At 69.2% G+C, this 22,153-nt stretch carries 18 protein-coding genes and 4 pseudogenes; 15 read left to right on the top strand and 7 right to left on the bottom strand.

Annotated elements, in window-relative coordinates:
• Nucleotides 1-4: 4 nt before the first annotated feature.
• Nucleotides 5-907 (bottom strand): NAD(P)-dependent oxidoreductase, encoded by a 903-nt coding sequence (locus tag ACFY0P_RS48310; protein WP_388928871.1) that lies wholly within the window; start codon nt 905-907, stop codon nt 5-7.
• Between the two features lie 59 nt (nt 908-966).
• Between ACFY0P_RS48310 and ACFY0P_RS48305 the strand changes: the two genes are divergently transcribed.
• The 3 genes and pseudogenes from ACFY0P_RS48305 (at nt 967) to ACFY0P_RS48295 (ending at nt 4,068) form a co-directional block, all read left to right on the top strand.
• Entirely contained in the window at nt 967-1,341 is a 375-nt protein-coding gene (locus ACFY0P_RS48305) for a MerR family transcriptional regulator (RefSeq protein WP_362823150.1), read from the top strand.
• A gap of 120 nt (nt 1,342-1,461) precedes the next feature.
• Nucleotides 1,462-1,863, top strand: a pseudogene (locus tag ACFY0P_RS48300) (integrase core domain-containing protein); the annotation flags it as partial.
• Between the two features lie 156 nt (nt 1,864-2,019).
• A complete protein-coding gene (locus ACFY0P_RS48295; RefSeq protein ID WP_388928870.1) occupies nt 2,020-4,068 on the top strand; it encodes a SpoIIE family protein phosphatase in 2,049 nt (682 codons plus the stop codon).
• Nucleotides 4,069-4,392: 324 nt separating this feature from the next.
• On the opposite strand, the gene ACFY0P_RS48290 is transcribed toward ACFY0P_RS48295, so the two are convergent.
• Complete coding sequence (locus ACFY0P_RS48290) at nt 4,393-6,798, bottom strand: SpoIIE family protein phosphatase (RefSeq protein WP_388928869.1); 2,406 nt, start codon at nt 6,796-6,798, stop codon at nt 4,393-4,395.
• Between the two features lie 667 nt (nt 6,799-7,465).
• Here ACFY0P_RS48290 and ACFY0P_RS48285 point away from each other — a divergent pair.
• Both ACFY0P_RS48285 and ACFY0P_RS48280 read left to right on the top strand, forming a co-directional pair.
• Nucleotides 7,466-7,819: pseudogene (locus ACFY0P_RS48285) on the top strand (transposase); the annotation flags it as partial.
• A 100-nt stretch (nt 7,820-7,919) separates the two neighbouring features.
• Complete coding sequence (locus ACFY0P_RS48280) at nt 7,920-8,048, top strand: hypothetical protein (protein WP_388928888.1); 129 nt, start codon at nt 7,920-7,922, stop codon at nt 8,046-8,048.
• 159 nt (nt 8,049-8,207) lie between these two features.
• On the opposite strand, the pseudogene ACFY0P_RS48275 reads toward ACFY0P_RS48280, so the two are convergent.
• The 3 genes and pseudogenes from ACFY0P_RS48275 to ACFY0P_RS48265 form a co-directional block, all read right to left on the bottom strand.
• Nucleotides 8,208-8,420: pseudogene (locus ACFY0P_RS48275) on the bottom strand (NAD(P)-dependent oxidoreductase); the annotation flags it as partial.
• Nucleotides 8,421-8,459: 39 nt separating this feature from the next.
• Nucleotides 8,460-9,605, bottom strand: coding sequence for a PP2C family protein-serine/threonine phosphatase (locus ACFY0P_RS48270; protein ID WP_388928868.1), 1,146 nt, complete (start codon nt 9,603-9,605; stop codon nt 8,460-8,462).
• Between the two features lie 181 nt (nt 9,606-9,786).
• Entirely contained in the window at nt 9,787-10,761 is a 975-nt protein-coding gene (locus tag ACFY0P_RS48265; protein ID WP_388928867.1) for a GlxA family transcriptional regulator, read from the bottom strand.
• A gap of 137 nt (nt 10,762-10,898) precedes the next feature.
• Here ACFY0P_RS48265 and ACFY0P_RS48260 point away from each other — a divergent pair, with 137 nt between their 5' ends.
• The 6 genes from ACFY0P_RS48260 (at nt 10,899) to ACFY0P_RS48235 (ending at nt 15,887) form a co-directional block, all read left to right on the top strand.
• Entirely contained in the window at nt 10,899-11,537 is a 639-nt protein-coding gene (locus ACFY0P_RS48260; RefSeq protein ID WP_388928866.1) for an HD domain-containing protein, read from the top strand.
• Between the two features lie 374 nt (nt 11,538-11,911).
• On the top strand, nt 11,912-12,643 hold the full coding sequence (locus ACFY0P_RS48255; RefSeq protein ID WP_388928865.1) for a hypothetical protein: 732 nt from the start codon (nt 11,912-11,914) through the stop codon (nt 12,641-12,643).
• 188 nt (nt 12,644-12,831) lie between these two features.
• The gene (sigJ, locus tag ACFY0P_RS48250) at nt 12,832-13,722 is read left to right on the top strand and encodes an RNA polymerase sigma factor SigJ (protein WP_388928864.1); all 891 of its coding nucleotides are present in this window, start codon (nt 12,832-12,834) and stop codon (nt 13,720-13,722) included.
• Nucleotides 13,723-13,902: 180 nt separating this feature from the next.
• Complete coding sequence (locus tag ACFY0P_RS48245) at nt 13,903-14,823, top strand: NADP-dependent oxidoreductase (RefSeq protein ID WP_388928863.1); 921 nt, start codon at nt 13,903-13,905, stop codon at nt 14,821-14,823.
• A 23-nt stretch (nt 14,824-14,846) separates the two neighbouring features.
• Nucleotides 14,847-15,302: a cupin domain-containing protein gene (locus tag ACFY0P_RS48240; RefSeq protein ID WP_388928887.1), complete on the top strand. Its 456-nt coding sequence runs from the start codon at nt 14,847-14,849 to the stop codon at nt 15,300-15,302.
• Nucleotides 15,303-15,428: 126 nt separating this feature from the next.
• Nucleotides 15,429-15,887, top strand: a complete 459-nt coding sequence (locus ACFY0P_RS48235) for a carboxymuconolactone decarboxylase family protein (protein ID WP_388928862.1) — start codon at nt 15,429-15,431, stop codon at nt 15,885-15,887.
• A 28-nt stretch (nt 15,888-15,915) separates the two neighbouring features.
• Here ACFY0P_RS48235 and ACFY0P_RS48230 read toward each other — a convergent pair.
• Nucleotides 15,916-16,346: pseudogene (locus ACFY0P_RS48230) on the bottom strand (transposase).
• Between the two features lie 714 nt (nt 16,347-17,060).
• Here ACFY0P_RS48230 and ACFY0P_RS48225 point away from each other — a divergent pair.
• Complete coding sequence (locus tag ACFY0P_RS48225) at nt 17,061-17,264, top strand: cold-shock protein (protein WP_093496951.1); 204 nt, start codon at nt 17,061-17,063, stop codon at nt 17,262-17,264.
• 270 nt (nt 17,265-17,534) lie between these two features.
• On the opposite strand, the gene ACFY0P_RS48220 is transcribed toward ACFY0P_RS48225, so the two are convergent.
• Nucleotides 17,535-19,097, bottom strand: coding sequence for a hypothetical protein (locus tag ACFY0P_RS48220; RefSeq protein WP_388928861.1), 1,563 nt, complete (start codon nt 19,095-19,097; stop codon nt 17,535-17,537).
• Nucleotides 19,098-19,292: 195 nt separating this feature from the next.
• Between ACFY0P_RS48220 and ACFY0P_RS48215 the strand changes: the two genes are divergently transcribed.
• From ACFY0P_RS48215 to ACFY0P_RS48205, 3 genes are all read left to right on the top strand, one after another.
• On the top strand, nt 19,293-19,580 hold the full coding sequence (locus ACFY0P_RS48215; protein ID WP_388928860.1) for a hypothetical protein: 288 nt from the start codon (nt 19,293-19,295) through the stop codon (nt 19,578-19,580).
• A gap of 464 nt (nt 19,581-20,044) precedes the next feature.
• Nucleotides 20,045-21,457: a S8 family serine peptidase gene (locus ACFY0P_RS48210; RefSeq protein ID WP_388928859.1), complete on the top strand. Its 1,413-nt coding sequence runs from the start codon at nt 20,045-20,047 to the stop codon at nt 21,455-21,457.
• Between the two features lie 62 nt (nt 21,458-21,519).
• Entirely contained in the window at nt 21,520-22,044 is a 525-nt protein-coding gene (locus ACFY0P_RS48205; protein WP_388928858.1) for a DUF4232 domain-containing protein, read from the top strand.
• Nucleotides 22,045-22,153: the final 109 nt, after the last annotated feature.

Here is a 22,153-nt window from a genome sequence, read left to right as displayed (position 1 = left end):
GGATTCACACTCGGTCGGCCTTGTGGAGGACGGTCGTCAGACGGGCCAGTCCCTCTGGCCCGTAGCCGTCCGCGACGGCCTGGTCGATGATGCTTTTCGCCGCTGTAAGCATCCCCACATCGATTCCGTGGCTGGTGGCGGTGCTGATGATGTGGGTAATCCCGGACGCTGCGGAAGCGATCGTGGACCGGTCTCCCGGATAGTGGCCAGTCTGGATCTGCTGGGCGAAACGCGTGATCATCTCTGGGAGGAGTCCACCGATACCGGTGGCGAAGGCGGCAAACCGTTCTGGCTCGATTCCCTCGGCGGACGCGAGAGCGAAGGCGTGCACGATGCCGTTGACCGAGGTGGCGAAGATGTCCAGGAGCGCAACCTCGTAGGCGGATGCCTGGCCGGGATCGTCGCCGAGATGCATCGCCGTGCCGCCCACGGCGGCCATCGTCTCCTGAACGGCCTCGTAGACGTCGCGGGAGCCGCTGAGGAGGACGGCGGCGGCTGGAGTGCCTATCGTCGGGGTCGGGGTCAGGATGGCGCCGTCGAGGTAGTCGATCCCGCGTGAATCGGCCCATCGTGACATCTGGCGAGCCTGTGCCGGTTCTCCGCTGGTGAGGTTGATCAGCCGCCGGTTCTCCCAGTCCGCCGGCGAGTGTTCGAGCGTGGCCCGGACCGCGGCGTAGTCGATGAGACAGACAATGATCACTTGTCCGGCCTGCACCGCGTCCTGGAACGAGCCGGCGACTACGGCACCCCGGTCGGGAAGGTCTCCGGCCTTTCCCGGCGTGCGGTTCCACACCGTCACCGGGTGGCGGGCATTGAGGAAAGCCGAGGCCAGGGCGCGGCCCATCGGGCCAAGACCGAGGACGGTCACGGGCGTCAGCCGAGAGTTGTCATCAGAGGTTGCGATCATGCACAGAACGCTAAACCTTCACATTGACGTCAAGGTCAAGCACTGCTGGACTCTCCCTCATGAGGATCGGTGAACTCTCACGACGCACCAGCGTGAGCCAGCGCTCACTGCGCTACTACGAAGAGCAAGGACTACTCACCCCGACGCGCCTGCCGAACGGATACCGCGACTACGACGAACGCACCGTCACCACCGTGCGGCGTATCCAGATCCTGCTCTCCGCAGGTCTCGGCACATCCGCCGTCGCAGAGATCCTTCCCTGCGCCGTCGATGACACCGTCGTCCTGGCCGGGAAATGCCCAGAACTCATCGACGGCCTGGCGAAAGAGCGTCGCCGGATCAACACGGCGATCGACGACCTGATCGCCGCTCGCGACATCCTCGACTCTCTCATCGGACGCCCGCTTCGCCCCCAGGCCGCCCCATCGCGCTGAAGACGATGATCGGGACCGGGACACAGCGTTGCTGAAACTCGCCGACATTTCTGCGGCCGAGCACCCTCAACCGTTCCCAGAACTCACCAGCACGCGTTGCCGCTTCTCATCGACACAATCAGCGAGATCCACCCCGACAAGAAGGCTGCCACCTGCGCCGGCTTCCCGCGCTGGGCCGCGGCCTTCTTCGCAGCCTCGGGCATCGACCGCATCGAACGGGTCCTGACCGGCAACGCCTGGCCTTACCGCCAAAGCTTCGCCTGGCAGAAGGCCCTGGCCGACCTCGGCGCGGCCGGCAAGTTCACCCGCGCCTACCGGCCCCAGACCAACGGCAAGGCCGAACGCTTCAACCGCACCCTGCTCGACGAATGGGTCTACCTGCGGCCCTACACCAGCAACACCGAACGCACCGACGCCCTGGCAGGCTTCCTGCACACCTACAACCAGCACCGCTGCCACACCGCGCTCGGCGGCCAGCCACCGATCAGCCGCGTGACCAACGCTGCGAGTCAACACACCTAGCTAGGGCCTGGGACGCGGCGAGCTGTATCGCGCGACCGTGCGGCCGCCCAGATACGGGGGACCATGGAAGCACTGCGAGGTGCAGGGGACACAGGCCACAGCCTGAGGCCGGCGCAGGGCGGCGTGTCGAGCTGAACAGGCGGAGGGAGTGCTTGGATGAGGACAGCCGATCCCTTCGGCGCCGAGGGTGACCAGCCGGGTTCCGGACCGAGACAGCCACGTGAGTTGCTGGATCTGCTCAGTGTCGCGGCTGTGCTGCTGGATGCCGAGGGGCGGATCGTGCTGTGGAGCCCGCAGGCCGAGGAGCTCTTCGGCTACACCTCGCAGGAGGCGCTGGGCCAGTACGCGGCGCGACTGCTGGTCGATGAGCATCACGTGGAACTGATGATCAGGCTGTTCAGCGAGGTCATGAGGACGGGACAGAGATGGTCCGGCGCCTTCCCTGTCCGGAACAAGGACGGCAGTACCCGGCTGGTGGAGTTCCGCAACATGCGGCTGCTGGACGACCGGGGTGACTTCTACGCCCTGGGCATCGCCACCGACGAGGCGGCCCTGCGCCAGGTGGAACGGGACGTGGCCCTATCCACGCGGCTGGTCTCCCAGTCCCCGATCGGGCTGGCCGTCTTGGACACCGACCTGCGGTACGTGGCCGTCAATCCGGCGCTGGCGCAGATCAACGGCGTCCCTGCCGAAGACCACCTCGGGCGGCCGGTCCGCGAGGCCCTGCCCTTCCTGGAGGTCGATGCGATCGAGGCCGCGCTGCGGCATGTCCTCACGTCCGGAGAGCCCCTGATCGACCAGCACAGTGTGGGGCGCACTCCCGCCGACCCCGACAACGATCACGCCTGGTCAGCCTCCTATTACCGGCTCGATGGTCCCGGCGGGCGAGTACTGGGGGTAGCCATCGTGTTGGTGGATGTCACCGATCGGCACCGAGCCCGGCAGCGCTTGGCCCTGATCGCCGACGGCTCCGCCCGTATCGGCACCACCTTGGACGTGGAACAGACCGCCCGCGAGCTGGCCGATGTCGCCGTCCCTGAGCTCGCCGACGTGGCAGCGGTGGACATCCTGGATTCCATCCTGAACGACCGCCACCCGACGGCACCCGGCACCGGCCGGGCACTCTTCCGCGCCCTCGCCGTGAAAGCCGCGTACCCCACCGAGGCCGTCCGCGCCGCTGACCCTCCCGGCCACCTCGCCAGCTACGGCGCGGAGCGCCTGGCCACTCACTGCGTGCGGACCGGCCGCCCCGTTCTGATACCCCACGTCGGCGAGCGGGACCTGGCCCGTATCGCCCGTGACGCCGACGCCGCCGCCATCCTGGCCCGCGCCGGCGTCCACAGCTATCTCACAACGCCCCTGATCGCCCGTGGCGAGGTGCTCGGCACCCTGGGCCTCACTCGCGCCCGCAACCCGCTGCCCTTCGACAACGACGACCTCCTCCTGGCCGGTGAACTGGCCGACCGAGCCGCTGTCTGCATCGACAATGCCCGTCTGTACCAAGACGCACGCAACACCGCGGTCACCCTCCAGCGCAGCCTGCTGCCGGACCTCCCGCCGCAGCAGGCGGGACTGGAGGTCGCCTGCCGATATCGGCCTGCCGGAACGACCATCGAAGTCGGTGGCGACTGGTTCGATGTCATCCCCCTCGTGGAAGGCAAGACCGCGCTGGTCGTGGGCGATGTGATGGGCAGCGGCATAAGCGCCGCCACCACCATGGGACGCCTGCGCACCGCCACCTCCACCCTGGCCGACCTCGACCTCCCACCCACCGAAGTGCTGCACCACCTCGACAAGATCACCGCTGACCTGGAGCAGTACGCCACCTGCGCCTACGCCATCTACGACCCGCACCGCGCCCTGTGCCACATCGCTGTCGCCGGACACCTGCCCCCCGTGCTGATGCGCACGGGCGAGTCCCCCGAACTGCTCGATCTGCCTACCGGCGCACCCCTCGGGGTCGGCGGTGTCGCCTTCGAAGTCACCACCATCGGCCTGGCCCCCGGCGACCAATTGGTCCTCTACACCGACGGCTTGGTCGAGACCCGCCACCACGCCATCGACGAGCGCCTGGACCTCCTCCTCCAACTGCTGCACAACCCTGACCGATCCTCGGAAGAAACCTGCGACCGGCTCCTGGACACACTGCGCGATCCGGACGACCACGATGACGTCGCCCTATTGATCGCCCGAGCCCGACACTAGGGCCGCGTATCGAGTCGTGATCAGTGGGCGATCCGGGTGAGATCTCTGATCCAGATCATCGAGGCGCGCAGGTGGAGGCCGGCGACGTAGCGGTCGCCCACGCGTGCGAGATGACCAGCGCAACATCTACCTGGTCCGCTATTTGTACGTCGGACAACGAGTACATCGGCCTTGAGATCATGGTCTCGGTCATCGGGAAGTCGCCAGCCGGCCGACCCTCGGCTACGCCTGGCGCGCTGCAAGAACCCGTTTGTCCGACCGGAGAACCGCCTCGCCGACACTCGCCCGGTTTCTGTGTCCCGCTGAGCGCGCCGGCACGCGCTGTCACACCGCGTCCGTTCGCCTCCGGGTGCCCGTCGGCCCGTCGGCCCGCCGTCCACCGGTCCTGGGTACCCGCGCGGGAAGGGGCTGCTCAGTCCAGATGGTCTTGCCGGTGCCGGTATACCGCGTCCCCCAGCGCTCGGTGAGCTGGGCGACCAGCATGAGGCCGCGTCCGCCTTCGTCGAAGATGCGGGCACGTCGCAGGTGGGGTGAGGTGCTGCTGGCGTCGGAGACCTCGCAGATCAGCGTCTTCCCCTTGATCAGCCGCAGTTGAATGGGCGCGCCGCCGTAGCGGATGGCGTTGGTCACCAGCTCGCTGACCACGAGTTCCGTGACGTAGGTCAGCTCGTCCAGCTCCCAGGCGTGGAGTTGCGCGGTCGTCTGAGAGCGAGCGCCTGCGACGACCTCCGGATCGTTGGGAAGGTTCCAGACGGCGATGTGCCCGCTGTCCAGAGCACGCGTACGGGCGATGAGCAGTGCGGCGTCGTCGGTGGACCGCTCGTCGAACAGCGCCTTGAGCACCTCGTCGCAGGTGGTCTCCAACGACGAAGCGGCGGCATCGGCGAGGGCGCCGCGCAGGGCATGCAGACCGGCATCGGCATCGCGATGGCGTGCCTCGATCAGGCCGTCGGTGTACAGCGCAAGGAGACTGCCTTCGGGAACTTCGTGGTGGACGCACTCGAACGGCATCCCGCCCACACCGAGTGGCGGGCCGGTGGGCACTTCGAGGAAATCCACTCTGCCGTCAGGGCGCACCAGTGCGGGCCAGAGGTGACCCGCACTGGCGAGCGAGCACGCGCGGGAAATGGGGTCGTAGACCGCGTACAGGCAAGTGGCGCCGAGTTCTCCCGACGGTGCCTCCGCACTGGAGTCGGTCCCGGAGCTCAGCCGGACCACAAGGTCGTCAAGGTGGGTGAGGAGCTCGTCCGGGGTCAGATCGACATCGGCGAGGGTACGCACGGCCATGCGAAGGCGCCCCATGGCGGCCGAGGCGGCGATGCCGTGGCCGACCACATCGCCGACCACGAGGGCGACGCGGGCGCCGGAAAGCGGGATGACGTCGAACCAGTCACCGCCGACGCTGATGGGCGAGTCTGCGGAGAGGTAGCGGCCGGCGACGTCCACGGCTGCCTGGGCGACAGTCCCCTGTGGCAGAAGGCTGTGCTGGAGAGCCAGTGCCGTCCTGTGCTCGCGGGTGTAACGGCGGGCGTTGTCGATGCAGACCGCGGCGCGCGCCGCCAGCTCCTCGGCGATCTGCAGGTCGTCGGGTCCGTACGGGGCGGCTGAGGGATCCAGTCGGGTGAAGAGGGCGATGCCGAGGTTGGTACCGCGAGCGCGGAGCGGCACCGCGATCAGTGACTGCGCGCGATACCGAGCCACCCAGGCAGCCCGGTCGGGATCGTGGGCCAGCCAGCGGGTGATCTCGGGCTCCCCGATCTGGTGCACGCTGCCGTGGCCGGTGGCCAGGCACCGGACCGGCGGTGAGAACTCCGGGTAGCGGGCCGGCTCGCCGACTGTGACTGCGGGCTCCACACCGGAGCTGATGGCTGTGCGCCGCAGCAACAGGGGCCCGTCGACAGGGATCAGCGGGGGCTCGTCGCCGCGCAGCACGGCGTCCAGGAGATCGACGGAGACGAAGTCCGCCAGGGCAGGCACGGCCACGTCGGCCAGCTCCTGGGCGGTCCGGGACACGTCTAGGCTGCTGCCGATACTCCTGCTGGCCTCGTTGAGCAGCGCCAAGCGCTCGCGGGCCGCGTACTGCTCGGAGAAGTCCAAGGCGGCCAGCTGCACCCCGTGCACCAGTCCGAGGGGGTCCTTGAGCGGGGTGAAGTGGACGATCCAGGCGTGCGCGTGAGGCTCTCCCGGGACTCTGACGTAATTCTCGATGTGCTCGGGCTCACCGGTCTGCAGCACACGATCGAGAGATCGCTCGGGAGCCTGGAAGCCCTGATCTGGCATGTGCTCAGTGATCCGGAGCCCCCGAAGCTCCCGCTCGGAGGCGGCGAGCTGCTTGGTCATGGGCTCGTTGACGCGCAGGAATCGGCCCTCGGAGTCGTAGATCGCCAGAGAGAACGGGGACTGGTCGAATGACCAGCGGATCAGTGGGTCCGTGTCGCGCTCCGTCTCCTCCCGCACCGGGACTCCCTCCAGCAGCCAACCGGCTCGCCCATCACCCATGGGCAGCGGGCACGCGCGCAACCGGCACTCCACCGCGCTGCCGTCCTGGTGGCGGACTGCCACCAGCCCGGTCCAGCCCTCCTGCCGGGCGAATCGCTCACGAGCAGCCGCGGGGAGGGCCGACGCGAGGAGCTCTGCCGCGGGCAGGCCGACAGCCTCGGCGGCGGAGAGCCCGAGCAACTGCTCCGCACCGGTGCTCCAACAGGTCAGCACACCGTCCGGAGCCGCCACTGCCAGAGCCCCAGCGGCGGGAAGCAAGTCACCAGGGCAGCGCTCCGGTGGATCCATAGTCGATCACCTTCCCCTTCGCGTCCCTGCTGATTCCAGGATCTCTCGGTCCTGAGGCTGGTTCCCGTCAAGCGATCGCACGCGTGGGACGGCGCTGCCGGACAGCTGGCCGGATGGGTCTCATGGCCTGCGTGTAGTGGTGGCCGCGGCAGGACGCACGGCAGGTTGCGGCCGCCGGTGACGGACAGACGGGCAACGGCCCACGTGCCCAGGGGTACTCCGGCGCGATGCACTGCACGTCGGCGGGCGCGGGTGAGCTCGGCATCTTGCGGGACGGCCGTGGGGCCCGCGCCACGTCTGCACACTCCCCCCTCGACCAGGCCGCCTAAACGATCGACGCGTTGCGCTCGGGAGAGTGTCTTTCCCTTTGGTGGGACCGATTCACGGTGACGGATGCCTTCGGCCGATGCGGCGCCCGCGGCCCCAAGCGCCGTGGCTACCGCCGTCGCGCTCGCCGAATCGTCCGGCCAATACTGGGTGGTCAACTCTCTCGGGCGTCGAATCCGGGCAACGACGAGCTCCTGCAGGAACGGCACCGCATCGGCCCGGATCCGCAAGGCCGGCCGGCGACGGCTGATCACCCTTCTACGACCGCATCAAGTGGCGGGCGATGCCGGCCGACTTCCCGCCGTGGGACCGGGTTTGCGCGTCCTTTCGCCGCTGGCGCGACCACGGCCTGGTCAAGGAGCTCCACGACCGGCTGTGCGCCAAGGCCCGCCAGATGGTGGGCCGCGAAGCGAAGCCGGGCGCGGGTCTGATCGAATCGCAGTCGGTCAAGGCGGACGCGGTGGTCGGCTCCGACAGCCGGGGCTTCGACGGCGGCAAGCTGGTCAACGGCCGCAAACGGCACGTCGTGGTCGACACGCTCGGTCTGCTGCTGGGTGTGATGGTCACCGCCGCAGACACCGGCGACCGCACCGCCGCCCGCGTGCTGCTCGGGCAGGTCGCCGACGAGCACCACCACCTCGCCCTCGTTTGGGCCGACGGCGGCTATACCGGCAGCCTCGTCGAGCACTCCCTGGCCGCGCTCTCTGGTCCTGACGTTCGTCAAGCGCAGCGACGACATGCGCGGCTTCGTGGTGCTGCCCAAGTGGTGGATCGTCGAGCGCTTCTTCGTCCACCTGATGCGCACCCGCCGCCTCGTCCGCGACTTCGAACGCCGCACCACCAGTGCCGAAGCGATGATCTACTGATCGATGACCCTGCTCATGACCCGCCGCCCGGCCCGCTCACGCCCACACCCGGCGTGAACCGGCCCGGTGCAGGCTCGGCCAGCCAGCCGCGCGCGACCAGGCGTTTGGCCTTCGGCCTCAATGCCTCCACCCGCGCCGGCACCACGTCCATACCGAACACTACGGCCACCTCCTGGCCTCGTCGTGGCCGTCGCCAAGCGTCACGGTCTCCTCGAACAAGGCGTGGCAGACGTCGAGCAGCGGTCAGGCGACCCCCGCCTTGCGGGCGACCTCGCCCATCAGCCGGTTGTTCTTCAGCACGTCCTGGGCCGCCGCCTCCACCGCCAAGTCGCGGGCGTACAGCTTCGGCGCCTTCATACGGGACACCCCGTAGTCCGGGGGGGGCCGGCCCAGCAGCGTTCTCGACTCCGCTCAGGCGGCCGCCGGTGCCTGACCGCGCTGGGCGATCACCATGGCCATGTCGTCGTCGAGTAGACCCCCCGCATAGGCCCGCAGGTCGGCGGTGATCTGCTTCAGGAGCGGCCCGGGGGCGTGGTCGACCCACCTCGCGAGGCGTTCGGCGAGCGGGTAGAAGGTGCCCGCGCCGTCGCGGGTCTCGGTGACGCCGTCGGTGTAGAGCAGGATCCGGTCCCCCTCGTGGAAGGGGAAGGTCGCCGCCGTATACGTGTCGTCGGACATGGCGCCGAGGCCGAGCGGCGGGGCGGGTTCGCTCACCTGGAGCGCGGTGACGGTCCCGGTCGCCCGGCGCAGCAGCAGGGGCGGCGGATGGCCGCAGCTGATCATGTGCACCACCGGCTCGTCGTCCGGGATGTCGAGTACCACGGCGGTCACGAAACGTTCGGCGGCGTCGGGCTCGCATTCCGAGAACTCCGCGAGGCCCCAGCGGACGGCGTCCTCGAGGTAGGCGACCAGCTCCGTCAGCGGGATCCGCCGATGGGTCGCGGCGCGGAAGGCACCCAGCACGATCGCCGTGTCGCTGATCGAGGCGAGGCCCTTGCCCCGGACGTCGCCCATGATCAGTCGGGTGGAGTCGGAGGTACGGGCCGCGGCGTAGAGGTCGCCGCCTATGTAGGTGTCGGGCTCGGCGCTGTGGTACTCCGCGGCGAGGGACACCGGCCCGGCCCGCCGGGGGAGCGGACGCATGACGACCCGCTGTGCGGTGTCGGAAACGGTGCGCGCTCTGCTCAGTTCCCGTTGGTGCCGGTCCCGCAGATGGGCGAAGGCGAACAGCAGGGCGGAGAGCACGGTGAGCGAAGCGAGTTCGACCAGCACACTCTCGGTGCCCAGGGTCCGCCGCTCAGCTCCCGCGGCGATCAGCGCGAAAATCGCGAGGCCACCGATCAGGGCCGTGGGGCGCGGGCCCGCGCCCATGGCGGTCACTGCCGTGGCGACGACCAGGAGGTGAGCGAGGTGGATGTCCGGAGGCAGAAACGCGTCGGCCGCCGGGATGGAGACGATCAGGGCCAGGGGGACGACCAGGAAGAGCGGGTGCAGCGCCGCCCGGCTCCAGACCTTGAGGACCCTGGTCACGGATGTCGTGGTGGTCGCAACGCTCATTCCTGCTCCCATCATGCCGGCCTGGTGAGTGGCCGCGGTGCGCGAGAGACGCCCTCGCGGGGAGGAGGCCGACCGGCACATCTCTCACCTTCGGGAACAGATCGGAGGTGCGCTCTATGCCGGACGTCGAACAGCCTGCCGGCGTCCCCCGCCCGCCCACAGGCCGACCTGACAGCTTCGTCTACTGCCCCTCGTCGGCTCGGCGCGCTGTGCTGAAGCGTCGCTGATAGGCGGCGGGGCTGAGTGACAACTCCCGCGCAAAAACTCGCCGCATACTCTCATAATTCGGGAATCCGGCAAGGGATGCCGTCAGCGTTGCGGTATGTCCTTGGTCGAGGAGAGCTTTCGCCATGTCGAACCGGATCATCTCCACGTACCGGGCCGGCGTCGTGGACAGCTCGTCGTGGAAGAGCCGAGTGAGATGCCGAGGGCTCACATTAAGGTGCTTGGCGAGTTCGCCGAGTGAGTGGTTTCCCCCGGGATTCGCCGTGATCAAGTCGGTGATTCTGCGGAGCGCCGGAGACCGGGGCGGCGGTCCTTGCAGTGGGGCGGAGAACTGCGACTGGCCGCCCGAACGCTGCAAATAGACCACCAGGGCGCGGGCGACGTCGCGGGTGAGATCAGGGCCGTGATCCTCCTCGACGAGCGCCAGTGCCAGGTCGATGCCGGCGGTCACGCCCGCCGAGGTGTAGGTGGTTCCGTCACGGACGTAGATCGCGTCGGGTTCGACGCGGCTGGCCCGGCAGCGGACGGCGAGCTCCTGCGCGACCTTCCAGTGCGTGGTCGCGCGCTTGCCGTCCAGGAGGCCGGCGGCGCCGAGGACGAATGCTCCGGTGCAGATGGACGCGACCCGGTCCGCCCGGCCCGCCAGCGTTCGCGTGGCCTCGATCAGATCACGGGAGACCGGTGTGCGCGGGTAGATGTCCGCGCCGGCCACCAGGAACGTGTCGGGAGCAGGCACTGTGGCCGCGGCGTCAACCGAGATCCGGATCCCGATGGACGAGGTGACATCGGCACCGGTCGGTGACACCAGAACGATCTTGTAGTCGGCACCGAGCCGGTTCGCTTCCCCGAACACCTCCGCGGGGCCCACGACGTCCAGGAGTTTGACCCCGTCGTAGACGAGGATCGCGACCCGATGCGTGGCGGAGCCCACAACCCCGCTGCCCGCCTGTCCGGATTCGGGTGACTCATGGCCGGACCGAGGGAGCGCCGGGCGCCGGGTGGTCGGCAGGGTGGAAGACGGAGGCACCGTCCATTCGTAACACACCGATACCGGAAGGAGCAGAGGTCATGAGCAAGATCATCGCGGGGGTGGAGATTCCTGAAACGGCGGCGGTAGCCGAGGCCACCCGCCTCATGCAGGAGATGACCAGCCCCCTCATCTACCACCACTCCCGGCGCGTTTTCGTCTTCGGCGCCCTGCATGCTCACAGGCTCGGCCTGGGGCCCGACCCGGAGCTTCTCTACCTGTCCGCCATGTTCCACGACACCGGCCTCTTGACGCCGTTTTCCGACGTGGAGCAGCGCTTCGAGGTCGATGGAGCCGACCACGCACGCAAGTTCATGCTCGACCACGGCTTCCCGGCCGCGGCCGCCGACGTGGTGTGGACGGCGATCGCGCTGCACACGACCCCGGGAATCCCCGGCCGGATGGGACCGGAGATCGCCATCACGTACTTCGGGGTTCTGACGGACGTGCTCGGCTTCGGTCTGGACGAGCTGGATCGCAGCCAGGTGGACGAAATCATCGCCGCCCATCCGCGGGGCGACTTCAAGAACGAGTTCCTGCAGGCCTACGTCGACGGACTCAAGCACCGCCCCGAGACCACGAACGGAACCGTGAATTCGGATGTGCTGGAGCACTTCGTTCCCGGCTTCCGTCGCACCACCACGGTCGAGCGCATGCTGGGCGCTCCCTGGCCGAGCTGATCAGGACGCCAGAAGAGGCAACGTGATGAAACGTGCGAGTCGCTCCCGCGACGGGCGTCGTCTCGGACGAGGTCCGGCTTTCGCCGTGCTGGCCTGCGCCAATGTTGTGATGATGGCCACGGGCCTGACGGTCACGATGCTGACAGTGATCTTCGCGGTGTATGTCGCGGGTCTGCTCGGGCATCGCCACGGGGACGGCCACGGGCGCTCTTGCCGCCGGACTGGTCGACCTCTCACCCGAGCGATGTCCGCAGCTGGGGCCGACGACGACAGCGGTGGGCACGAGTATCGGCATGGCCACCGGTGCCGGAGTCGTGGGGTTGCTGGTTCAGTCGACTTCACGTCCCGATGCGTATGTCTTTCCCGTCCTGACCGTGACCTTCGTCGTTCTGGCCGCAGCCGTCCTCACGATTTCTGAGACACTCGCCCCGCGCGCGATGGGCCTGGCGTCGTTGCGACCGAGCGTCCGGGTTCCTCGGGAAGCCCGGCCGGAGTTCTTCGCCTCCGTTCCCGCCCTGGTCGCGGGGTGGTCCGTCACGGGTCTGTTCCTCGCGCTCACTCCGTCCCTGGTGAGCAGTGTCCTGCAGGTGCGGTCCGGTGCCGCGGGCGGGCTCAGCCTCGCGGCGCTTTTTCTGGCCAACAGCGTGGGCGGGGTGTGGTCCGTTCGGCATACGGCACGGCTCGCCACCTTGCTGGGGGCGGTTCTCCTGACTCTGGGTGCGTCCGCACTGGCGGTGGCCATCGCTGACGCGTCGCTGGTCGTATACGTGGGCGGATCGGCCGCGGCGGGGCTGGGCGTCGGCCTGACGTTCAACGGCAACCTCCGCGCCATCAGCGCGGTCACCACCGTGAAGTCGCGGTCGGAGGTCTTCTCGGCCGTGTACGTGATCAGCTATGCGGCGGTGAGTCTTCCGGCCCTCGCGGCCGGGCTCGCGGCGCCCTCATGGGGGCTGGAGACCACGGGCTATCTGTACGTCGGCTTCGTCGGGGCGCTGTCCTTGGGTGCGGCCCTGCACGCCGGACGATCGCGTGCTCACCGGCCGATGGGAGACCCGATGCGGACGGCCGGGGAATGCGAGCCTCGCAGCGAACTGACCCGCTGCTGAGCGTGCCGCATCGAGTCCGTTCCGGGTGGGGTTGCCCCAGGGAGAGTGGCCCCACCATGAAACACCGCCGTACGCCGACAGCAGCCCCAGAGCAGCTTGATCACGACTTACGACCGCCGTGTCAGAGCGGATGTCCTGAGCTCGGCTAACTACGCTGCATCCGCAGGCTGGAGGAGGTTGCGATCCGTATGGGTGATGGGCACGGGCCCGGACGGTCTGAGCAGGAGGACCTGCTCGGAGCCGAATGGGAGAGGCACCGGCCCGCGGTCTTCGGAGTGGCCTACCGGCTGCTGGGGACCGTGGCCGATGCCGAGGATGTCACCCAGGACGTGTGGGTGCGGGCGGCCGGAGCGGACCTGCAGGACATCGGTGATCTGCGGGCCTGGCTGGTGACGGTGGCCGCGCGACGGTCGTACGACATCATCAAGAGCGCCCGCTTCCGCCGGGAGACCTACGTCGGGCCGTGGCTGCCGGAGCCGCTGCTGACGGGACCGGACGCGTCGCAGCCGGTACTCGTCGACGAGTCCGTCAGCTCGGCGATGCTCTTGATCATGGAAGAGCTGAGCCCGCCGGAGCGGGTGGCCTTCGTCCTGCACGATGTCTTCGGCCTTGAGTTCGGCCGGATCGCCGAAGTGCTGGACGTCTCCGTGCCGGGCGCCCGGCAGCTCGCCTCGCGGGCACGGCGGCGAGTGGCCAAGGCGAAGCAGTCCACGCCGCGGGCGTCGAAGGCAGAGCGCGAACGGGTCCTCCAGGTGTTCCGCGCCGCCTACGAGGCCGGGGACCTGGCCGGCCTGGTCAGGCTCCTGCATCCGGACGCGGTCTACTTCACCGACGGCGGCGGCAAGATCTCGGCGGCACGCAAGCTCATTCACGGCGGCGAGCGCGTCGCCGAGGTCATGGTGCGTACGGGGCGCCAGTGGCGACCGGACCGCATCGACTTCGCGGAGGTAGGCGGCGAGCTGGCCCTCGTGTTCCACCGGGAAGGACGGGTCTACTCCGTCGATACGGTGCAGATCACAGATGGTCTGATCACCGCGTACCGCAGGGTCATGAACCCCGACAAACTCGTGCGCGTCTGAGCTGTCACACGCGGAGGGGCTGTCTCGTCTCCCTGCTGAGAACGCAAAACGGGCGACGAAGGAATACGCGCGAGCAGGTGAGATCGAGCATGCAGAGCGGCATACATCCACCTGCAGCCGCTATGAGCCCGCGCGCGAGTGCGCTGTGCACTCGGGTCGCCCCTCCCAGTAAGGATCTGCATGCAAGCCATCACTGTGCGAGACCGTGACGCTGGTCTTGCCGGGATGTCCTTGACGGACATCCCCTACCCTCACGCGGCCGAGAACGACGTCATCGTGAGGGTGCACGCCGCCGGCTTCACCCCTGGCGAGCTGGACTGGCCCGCCACGTGGACCGATCGCGCCGGCCGCGACCGGACGCCGAGCGTGCCCGGGCACGAGCTGTCCGGTGTCGTCGTGGGGCTGGGGTACGGCACCACCGGCCTGAGCGTCGGACAGCGGGTGTTCGGCCTGGCCGACTGGACCCGCGACGGCGCCCTCGCCGAGTACACCGCGGTGGAGGCCCGCAACCTCGCCCCGCTGCCGGCGGACGTCGACCACACCGTGGCCGTCGCACTGCCCATCTCGGGGCTGACCGCCTGGCAGGGCCTGTTCGACCACGGCCGCCTCACCACAGGCCAGACCGTCCTGATCCACGGTGCCGCGGGCGGCGTCGGCTCGATCGCGGTACAGCTCGCCCGCGAGGCCGGCGCCCGCGTCATCGGCACCGGCCGCGCCTCAGGCAGGGACAGGGCACTCGCACTCGGCGTCGACACCTTCATCGACCTGCAGGCCGAGAAGCTGGAGGACGCCGGCGAGGCCGACGTCGTGTTCGACGTGATCGGCGGCGACATCCTCGACCGCTCGGCCGCCCTCGTCCGGGCCGGTGGCACGCTCGTCTCCATCGTCATGCCGCCCAAGGTCCAGCCCAAGGACGGGCGGGCGGTCTTCTTCGTCGTCGAACCCGACCGCGCCCGGCTCGCCGACCTCGCCACGCGGCTGAGGGACGGCCGGCTCAAGCCGGTCGTCGGTGCTGTGCGGCCCCTCGCCGAGGCAGCCGACGCGTTCGCCCCCGGCAAACGCACCCCCGGCAAGACGATCATCCGCGTCACGGAAGACTGACCAGGAGACCCATCGTGATCGAAATGCGAATCGCCGCCGGCCTGCTGGCTGCGGCCACGCTGACTGGGACCACGGCCTGCTCGGCCTCCGACCAGCCCGCCCACGCCAAGGCGCAGGCGACGGTCGCAGCATCGACGCGCCCCGTCGAAACCTTGACACCGCTGCTCCAGCAGGCCCTTCCGAATGTGAAGGGTAAGACGTTCACCTCAGCGATCGTCGCCTTCCCTCCCAACGCAAGCGCGCTGCCGCACCGGCACGGCCAGGCATTCGTCTACGCCTACGTCCTCGAAGGCACCCTGCGCAGCCAGCTCGACGGCAAGCCCGTGACTACCTACCACCAGGGCGAGAACTGGGTCGAGCAGCCGGGCGCCCACCATGTCCTCACCGAGAACACCAGCCGGACCAGGCCGGCAAAGCTCCTGGTCGTCTTCGTCTCCGACACCGGCGCCAAGCTCAAGGTCGACGACCCGAAGTCGTAACCCCCGGGCATGCAGCGGGGCGGCAACACTCTTCACGAGCTCCGCCCCTGCCGGAGGACGCCCCATCCACCACCAAGACGTGCCCGACAAGCGCGGCGCGGACCACACGAAGGAAGCAAAGGAACCATGACCGACCCCCAGCGCGTCAACATCGGCGAGCAGCACCCGGCCGCCTACAAGACCCTCATCGCCCTGTCGGCGGAGGTGGAGAAGGCCGCCGCCGCAGCGGGTCTCGACCCGCTCCTGGTCGAGCTGCTGAGGATCCGCACCTCCCAGATCAACGGTTGCTCGTTCTGCCTGCGCATGCACACCCGTGACGCCCTCAAGAAGGGCGAGAACCCCGACCGTATCGCGGTGCTGCCCGCCTGGGCGGAGACCGGCTACTTCTCCGACACCGACCGCGCCGCCCTCCGCCTCACCGAGGCGATCACACGAGTGCCGGACGGACACGTCAGCGACGAGGACTTCAACGCCGCCGCGGCCATACTCACCGCAGACCAGATCTCGGCAGTCGCCTGGCTGGCAACCGTGATGAACGCCTTCAACCGCGTCGCGATCACCAGCCGGTACCCTGTCGGCAGCTGACCTCGACGGCGCTACTGATTTCGGCTCGTCAAGGTGACGCTGGCTCGTCGAGGGTCAAGCGAGTGCCGGCTATGAAGCCGTCGAGGGTGTCGGGCCGGTACTGAAGGCGCTTGAGCCGGTTGCGTACGAGGGCTTCGAGCCGGTCGAGTCCGACGACGGCAAGATTGGCCAGGCTGCGTTTGACGTGTGCCCACACCCACCCGACGGGGTTCAGGTCCGGCGAGTACGCGGGCAGCAGAAACACGGTCAGCCACTCCCGCTCGGCGACGAGTTGCCGCATCTTGTGGGAGACGTGGGTGTTGAGCCGGTCCCAGACCAGCACGATCGGCGCCTTGAGGAGCTGGTGAGTGCCGTCGATCAGTGCGATGAAGTCGCGTTCGCCCATGCTGCGACGTGCGCCTTGCCGGCGGGATGGGTGCGCAGGCGGTGACACAGCCGGGTGCGGAAATCGGGCCTCATCGCGATCAGCCCAGCCACGGACAACCGTGGGCTGGGGCTGGGTGATGGTGCCACCGGAAGGCCGACAAGGTGGCGGACGATAGGCAGACCTAGGCCGGTGCCGTCGTGGTGGGAGTCGGAGGCACGCCAGAAGCGGTCGAAGGCGCGCGCGGTCAGTCGCGTTCATCCCCGGCGCGCAGTTCGGGCGACGGCGCCCGGGTTCGCCGAGTCCGTCGGCCTGCTTGCCCAGGCTGCGGTGCCCGCGCCAGCAGCTCCTCAGGCCCCTGTGGAGCCGTTGCACCAGATGCCCCCGAGGAGTGGGATGCCCACAGTCAGGCTTGCTTGGGGGGGACCGGCTGCCGAACCACAGTTGGCCGATGACGATCGGCGACCTCGTTGCGGGACAGTCCGACGGGGACGGGCGTAGCGCCGCGGGTCCGAGTGGGCCTCGTAAGTCGGGCAACCCGAGGTCGACGGCGCGTGTGCTCCCGCCGTCGCCGGCCTCGGGATTTGAGTGGAAACGAACGCAGCCTGTGAGGGCAACTCCGCGTTCCAGTGGCCGAGTCCCACCAGCCGGTGTAGCGTCGTCATCAGCAGTCGTGGTTCCGAAGTCCCGTTCGCCCGTGATCGCAGTCACGGGCGTTTTTGCTGTTCAAGGCCTCTCCGGACCAGGCGATCACCTCCGGATCCCGCACGGTGCGGGCCCGATACGAGTCCCCTCGAAGGAGACAGCACATGGCTACAGGCACTGTGAAGTGGTTCAACTCGGAAAAGGGCTTCGGCTTCATCGAGCAGGACGGCGGCGGCCCCGACGTCTTCGCCCACTACTCGAACATCGCCGCCCAGGGCTTCCGTGAGCTCCAGGAAGGCCAGAAGGTGAACTTCGACATCACGCAGGGCCAGAAGGGCCCGCAGGCGGAGAACATCACTCCCGCCTGACGACGCACGAGTAAGCCCCGGCCATTGCCCCGCCCCCAGGCCTGTGCGGTCCGGACGGTGGGGCATTGTGCGTCAAACGGCAGTGGCTGGCGGTTCCATGCCGAGTCGGACAAGCCCGCTTGGCGGCCATGCCCGAAGCCAGAGCCGGAGCCGGGGGCGGCACTGCGTGTGCGGGCCACACAGCGGGCGCGGCCCGTCTCTGGCGGCTCTCCGCCGAACTGCTCACCGGCACGGGGGCAGCCGCCTGAGGCCACCCCCGCACGCCGCCCGTCAGTCGTCGGTCACCGTGATGCGCAGTGGTCCGCCGGGCACGGGCAGACCGACGCCGTTGGGGTAGCCGTACTGGCTGTACAGGTCACCCGCGTCCGTGAGCGTGAAACCGACCGTGTACACGCCGGGCGTGAGGCCCTCGTACAGGGGCACCAGCAGCTTGAGCGGGCCGTTCGTCACGGAGCTGATGCCGCCGGACATGCCGCCGACCGGTTCCCCGGATGCGTCGTACACGGTGAGGCTGAAGCCGTTGACGCCCACGAACGACGTCACGTCCAGGGTCAGTACGGCGTTGCGCCGCAGGGTGCTGGCGGGTACAGACGTGACATCGAGCGAGGCGGAGTTCACCACCGGTGCCGCCGTGTCCGGGATCTGGGTGGCGACCAGGTCCAGCGCCGGCCCGTGGAAATCCGTGCCGTACGCCGCCGTGTTGCCGGCGCCGTCGGTGATGCCGATCCCTGTGACCGCGCACTTCCTGGTGTAGACGGGCGGCACAGTGGCCGCCACTGAGATCGAGCCGTCGTCCGCGATCTCGGGGTTCTCCGTGACCGACCCGCCGCAACCGTCCAGCAGCACCGTCACGGAGGCGATCCCGTCGCGAAAGCCGGCTGGCTTCATGGTGACCGCCAGCCGCGCGGTGCCGTTCCAGTTGTTGTACTGCCTGGGGCTGATGGCAAAGTCGGTCGCCCGCAGCGTGCCGTTCTGCGTGACGTGCACCGGGTCCTGGGAGAGGCCCCCAGAGACACTGACGGTTCCCGAGGCGTCGGTCAGCCTGAGCCGCGAGACGGACCAGGACCCGGCGGGGGCGCCGGCGGGGATGGTGACGTCGACCGTGCACCAGACGTCATGGCTGTCGTAACCGGGGTAGTCTCCGCACTGCTGTGAACCGTCGGTGTTCGGCACCAGCCGGAACGTTCCGCTCACCGTCGCGCCCTGCGGGCCGGCGAGGACGAGCCGCCCACGGAAGAACCCGGACTCGTCGTCGGTGATGTTCAGCCGGTACCGTGCGGTGACGGAGGCATCGGCGTTGTACAGGTATTCCGGCTGGTCCAGCACCTGTCCCAGCTGGTCGTAGGCCGGCCCGGTCGAGTCGACGAGGTGCGTGGCGGTGAACTCTGCCCCGTACCGGGCCAGTCTCTGCCGTCCCACGGCCAGCGTGGCGCCCCGGTCGTCCTTGACCTCGGCCCTCACCACGGCCCATCGGGCCGTGGGCTGAGCGGCGTACTGCGGTACGGGGAAGGCGTAGCTGTAGTGCGCGGACGCCATGCTGCCGTCGACCGGGTTCGCCTGGTAGGGCCACTCCGGCTGGAAAGAGAACGTCAGGGCTTGCGGCGCCCCGACGAGACGTCCGTCGGTCCCGACCTGCTGCACGGTGAGGGACCCCAACATGTCGGTGGCCGCCGTGTCACCGTCCTGGACCGTCCAGTCGATCGTGACCGTGCCGTCGCCGGAGGAGGCGTCGACGGTGCTTGACTCGACGGACAGCGCCGTCAGTTGGATCCCGGTCCGCTGCTGCCCGCTCTCCGCCTGCGCCGGTCCGGCCGCCAGCGTTCCGAGCAGCATCCCTCCCACGGTTGCGGCGAGCAGTCCGAATCTCCACGGTCTCTTCCTGACCTTCACGACGAGAGCCCCTCCCTGGACAGTGAGATCTTGCTGAGCCGAGGGATGCCAACAGCGCGGGTCTGGCGACGCCGTACGAATTTACGGTGCCCTGCGGGCATCTTGTTGGAGTCCCGGGACTTCGGGTCCGTTGAGGTCTTGCTGCGCCCTCGCTCGCCGAGCAGACAAGGCCGCCGCCTGAACGGCACCGCCCCCACCACCCCCGAATGGCTCGCCACCACCAAACTCATCGCGGCCACCCAGGCGCTCGAGGCCCACCGCGAAACTGCTCTCACCGCCGACTGGCACCAGCGCGAGGCGTTCCTGCGCGCCTGCGGAATCCCCGACCGCAACATGCATCTGTGGCACCAGGCATGGAACCGTACCGCCGGGGCGCGGGCGGACTCGGTGAGAAATCCGCGTCCGAGCCTGAGACAAGCCCGCTGACACACCCAGCGCGTTGCCTTTCGAAGGCCGCCGAACAGCAGAGGCTCTTCAACGGCCCTATGCAGCAGCTCGCGCGGCGGATGGCAGCCGACCAGGGCGCGATGTATAAGGCGATCAACGCTCCGGGCATCCGCCTCGCCCAGAAGATTGCAGCACGGAGCCGCAGTTACACCTCGATGTAGGCGACGACGACCACCGTGCGCAGGGTGGTGACGAAGTACAGGACGTGGACGGTCTCGACGTCGTCGGTGTACTGGCGCAGTTGGTCTCCGGTGCCGTCGCGCTGACGGCCGGACCGACTCCCGGCGCCCTCGACTCGTCCTGTGGGGCGCGTGCATGACGCCCTGTCAGAAAGAAAGTTGCCCGTCCGGCGAACTCTTCCGCGTCGGTGTGGATCACACGTGCATGACGCGTCGTCTCGCGTCGCACCCCATCAGGGGAACGCAGAAGGGATTCGTGGATCCGTGGATCGTAGAAGAGGAAGAACCGCCCTGCGCACGGGCGTACGCGCGATCGTCGGCGGCCGTCGGGCGACCGGCGGAGCGGCCGTGCTGATCGTGGTCTCCGCCCTGCTGGCAGGAGCGCCGTCCTCCGCGCAGGCCGTGGCCGCGGCACCCGCGGGCGGCGGCACCGTACGGACGGCCGCCACCGACGGCGGCGGCGGCGATCGGGTCGTACGGCTGCGGCAGGAGGTGCGGACCGGGTCCCTGCTGGACGCGCACGGCACGCGCAGCGTCTGCCCCCGGTGCGCGGCCCAGATCGTCACGGAGAAGAAGGGCGGCGCCACTCCGCTGCGCGCGTCCGCGCCCGCCGGTTACGGGCCGCAGGACCTCGCCAAGGCCTACGGCCTGCCCGCCAAGTCGAAGAGCACCGCGACCATCGCGATCATCGATGCGGGCGTCGACGCCACCCTGGCCTCCGACCTGGCCACCTACCGCGCCGCCTTCGGGCTGCCCGCCTGCGGCACGGCGTCCGGCTGCCTGACGCTCAAGAACTACACCGGCGGCAAGCAGCCCGCACCGCAGAAGAGCGGTCCCGGGGCGGCGCTGGAGGAGGACGTCGCCGTCGAGACCTCGCTCGACCTCGACGCCGCCTCCGCGGCCTGCCCCACCTGCCACCTCCTGGAGATCTCCGTGCCCTGGCAGGACGGCGAGGACGACAACGACGTCTCCACCGGCGACTTCGCCAAGGCGGTCGACACGGCCGTGGCCGCCGGCGCCTCGGCGATCAGCATCAGTTACGGCTACACCGCGGACGTGACCAACACCAGCGGCGCCTCTCTCAAGGCGTTCAGGCACAAGGGCGTCGCGATCACCGCCTCCACCGGCGATTCCGGCTTCAACGGCGGTATCCACCAGGCATGGCCGTCCAACCTGCCCTCGGTGACCGCCGTCGGCGGCGTCACCCTGCCCGCCGACGCCCCCGCGACGGGCTGGTGGGCCGCCGGCAGCGGCTGCGAGACGAACTTCACCGCGGCCACCGGCCAGCCCGCCGCGGTCACCGCCGCCTGCGGCCACCACCGCGCGGCCGCCGACGTCTCCGCGGACGCCGACCCGGCGACCGGCCTGGCCGTCTACGACACCTACGCGCCGAGCAGCGGCGAACCCTACGACTGGACCATCGTCGGCGGCACCAGCGCCTCCGCGCCCTACATAGCGGGTCTGTACGCGCGCGCCGGGCGCCTCTCCGCCGTCCAGGGACCCAACACCCTGTACCAGGCCCCGGCGTCCGGCTTCACCGACGTCACCGGCGGCACCAACGAGGACTACCACCAGTGCGCCGACTACCCCGGGATCCGCGCCTCGTTGTGCACCGCGGGCCCCGGCTGGGACGGGCTGACCGGAATCGGCATGCCCCACGGTCTCGGCGCGTTCTGACCCACCTCATCCGGCACCCCTGATCCGGCTTCCCCCCTACGAAAACGAGAGGACCCCTCCCCATGCGCAGAAGAACCCGGGCCACGGCCGTAGCGGCGGCCCTGTCCGTCATGCTCCTGACCGGCTCCGCGATGGCGAGCGCCAGCCCCGCCAAGCCCGCCGTACGTCCCTGCACCACCGGCAATGTCTCGTTCTACTTCGGCGGCTACTCCTACGGTCTCGGCCACCGCAGCTTCGACCTGACCTTGCTCGCGCACGACGGCATCACCTGCAGCCTCAGCGACACCCCGCTGATCACCTTGAGCTCTCCGCCGGACCAGACCGACAAGATCCCGGTGACCGTCAACGGCCGCGGCGGCACCCTCGTCCTGCGCCCGGACTCGCCGCTGCACACGACCATCGCCTACTCGGTCCCCGACGCACCCGAGAACAAGGCGCAGGTCAGCGGGCTCCAGCTGGCCATGCCCGACGGCAGCAGCCGTGCGACGAGCTTCCTCTTCCCCGGCACCACCGACATCTACAAGGGCGGGGTCTACATCACGTCCTGGACGACCGGCATCGGCCTGGGCCAGGAAGAGCAGCGCTGACCGTAGCCCGCGCGCGTCCATGACGCGCGCCCCTCGGGCGGTGTGATCCAGCGTGATCGTGTGGCCGGCGGCGGACCGCCGGCCACCAGGAGCGTCAACTTCCCCGACC

The sequence above is a fragment of the Streptomyces sp. NPDC001714 genome, from assembly GCF_042892755.1.
Lineage (GTDB): Bacteria > Actinomycetota > Actinomycetes > Streptomycetales > Streptomycetaceae > Streptomyces.
This window is presented reverse-complemented; position numbering and strand designations above follow the sequence as displayed.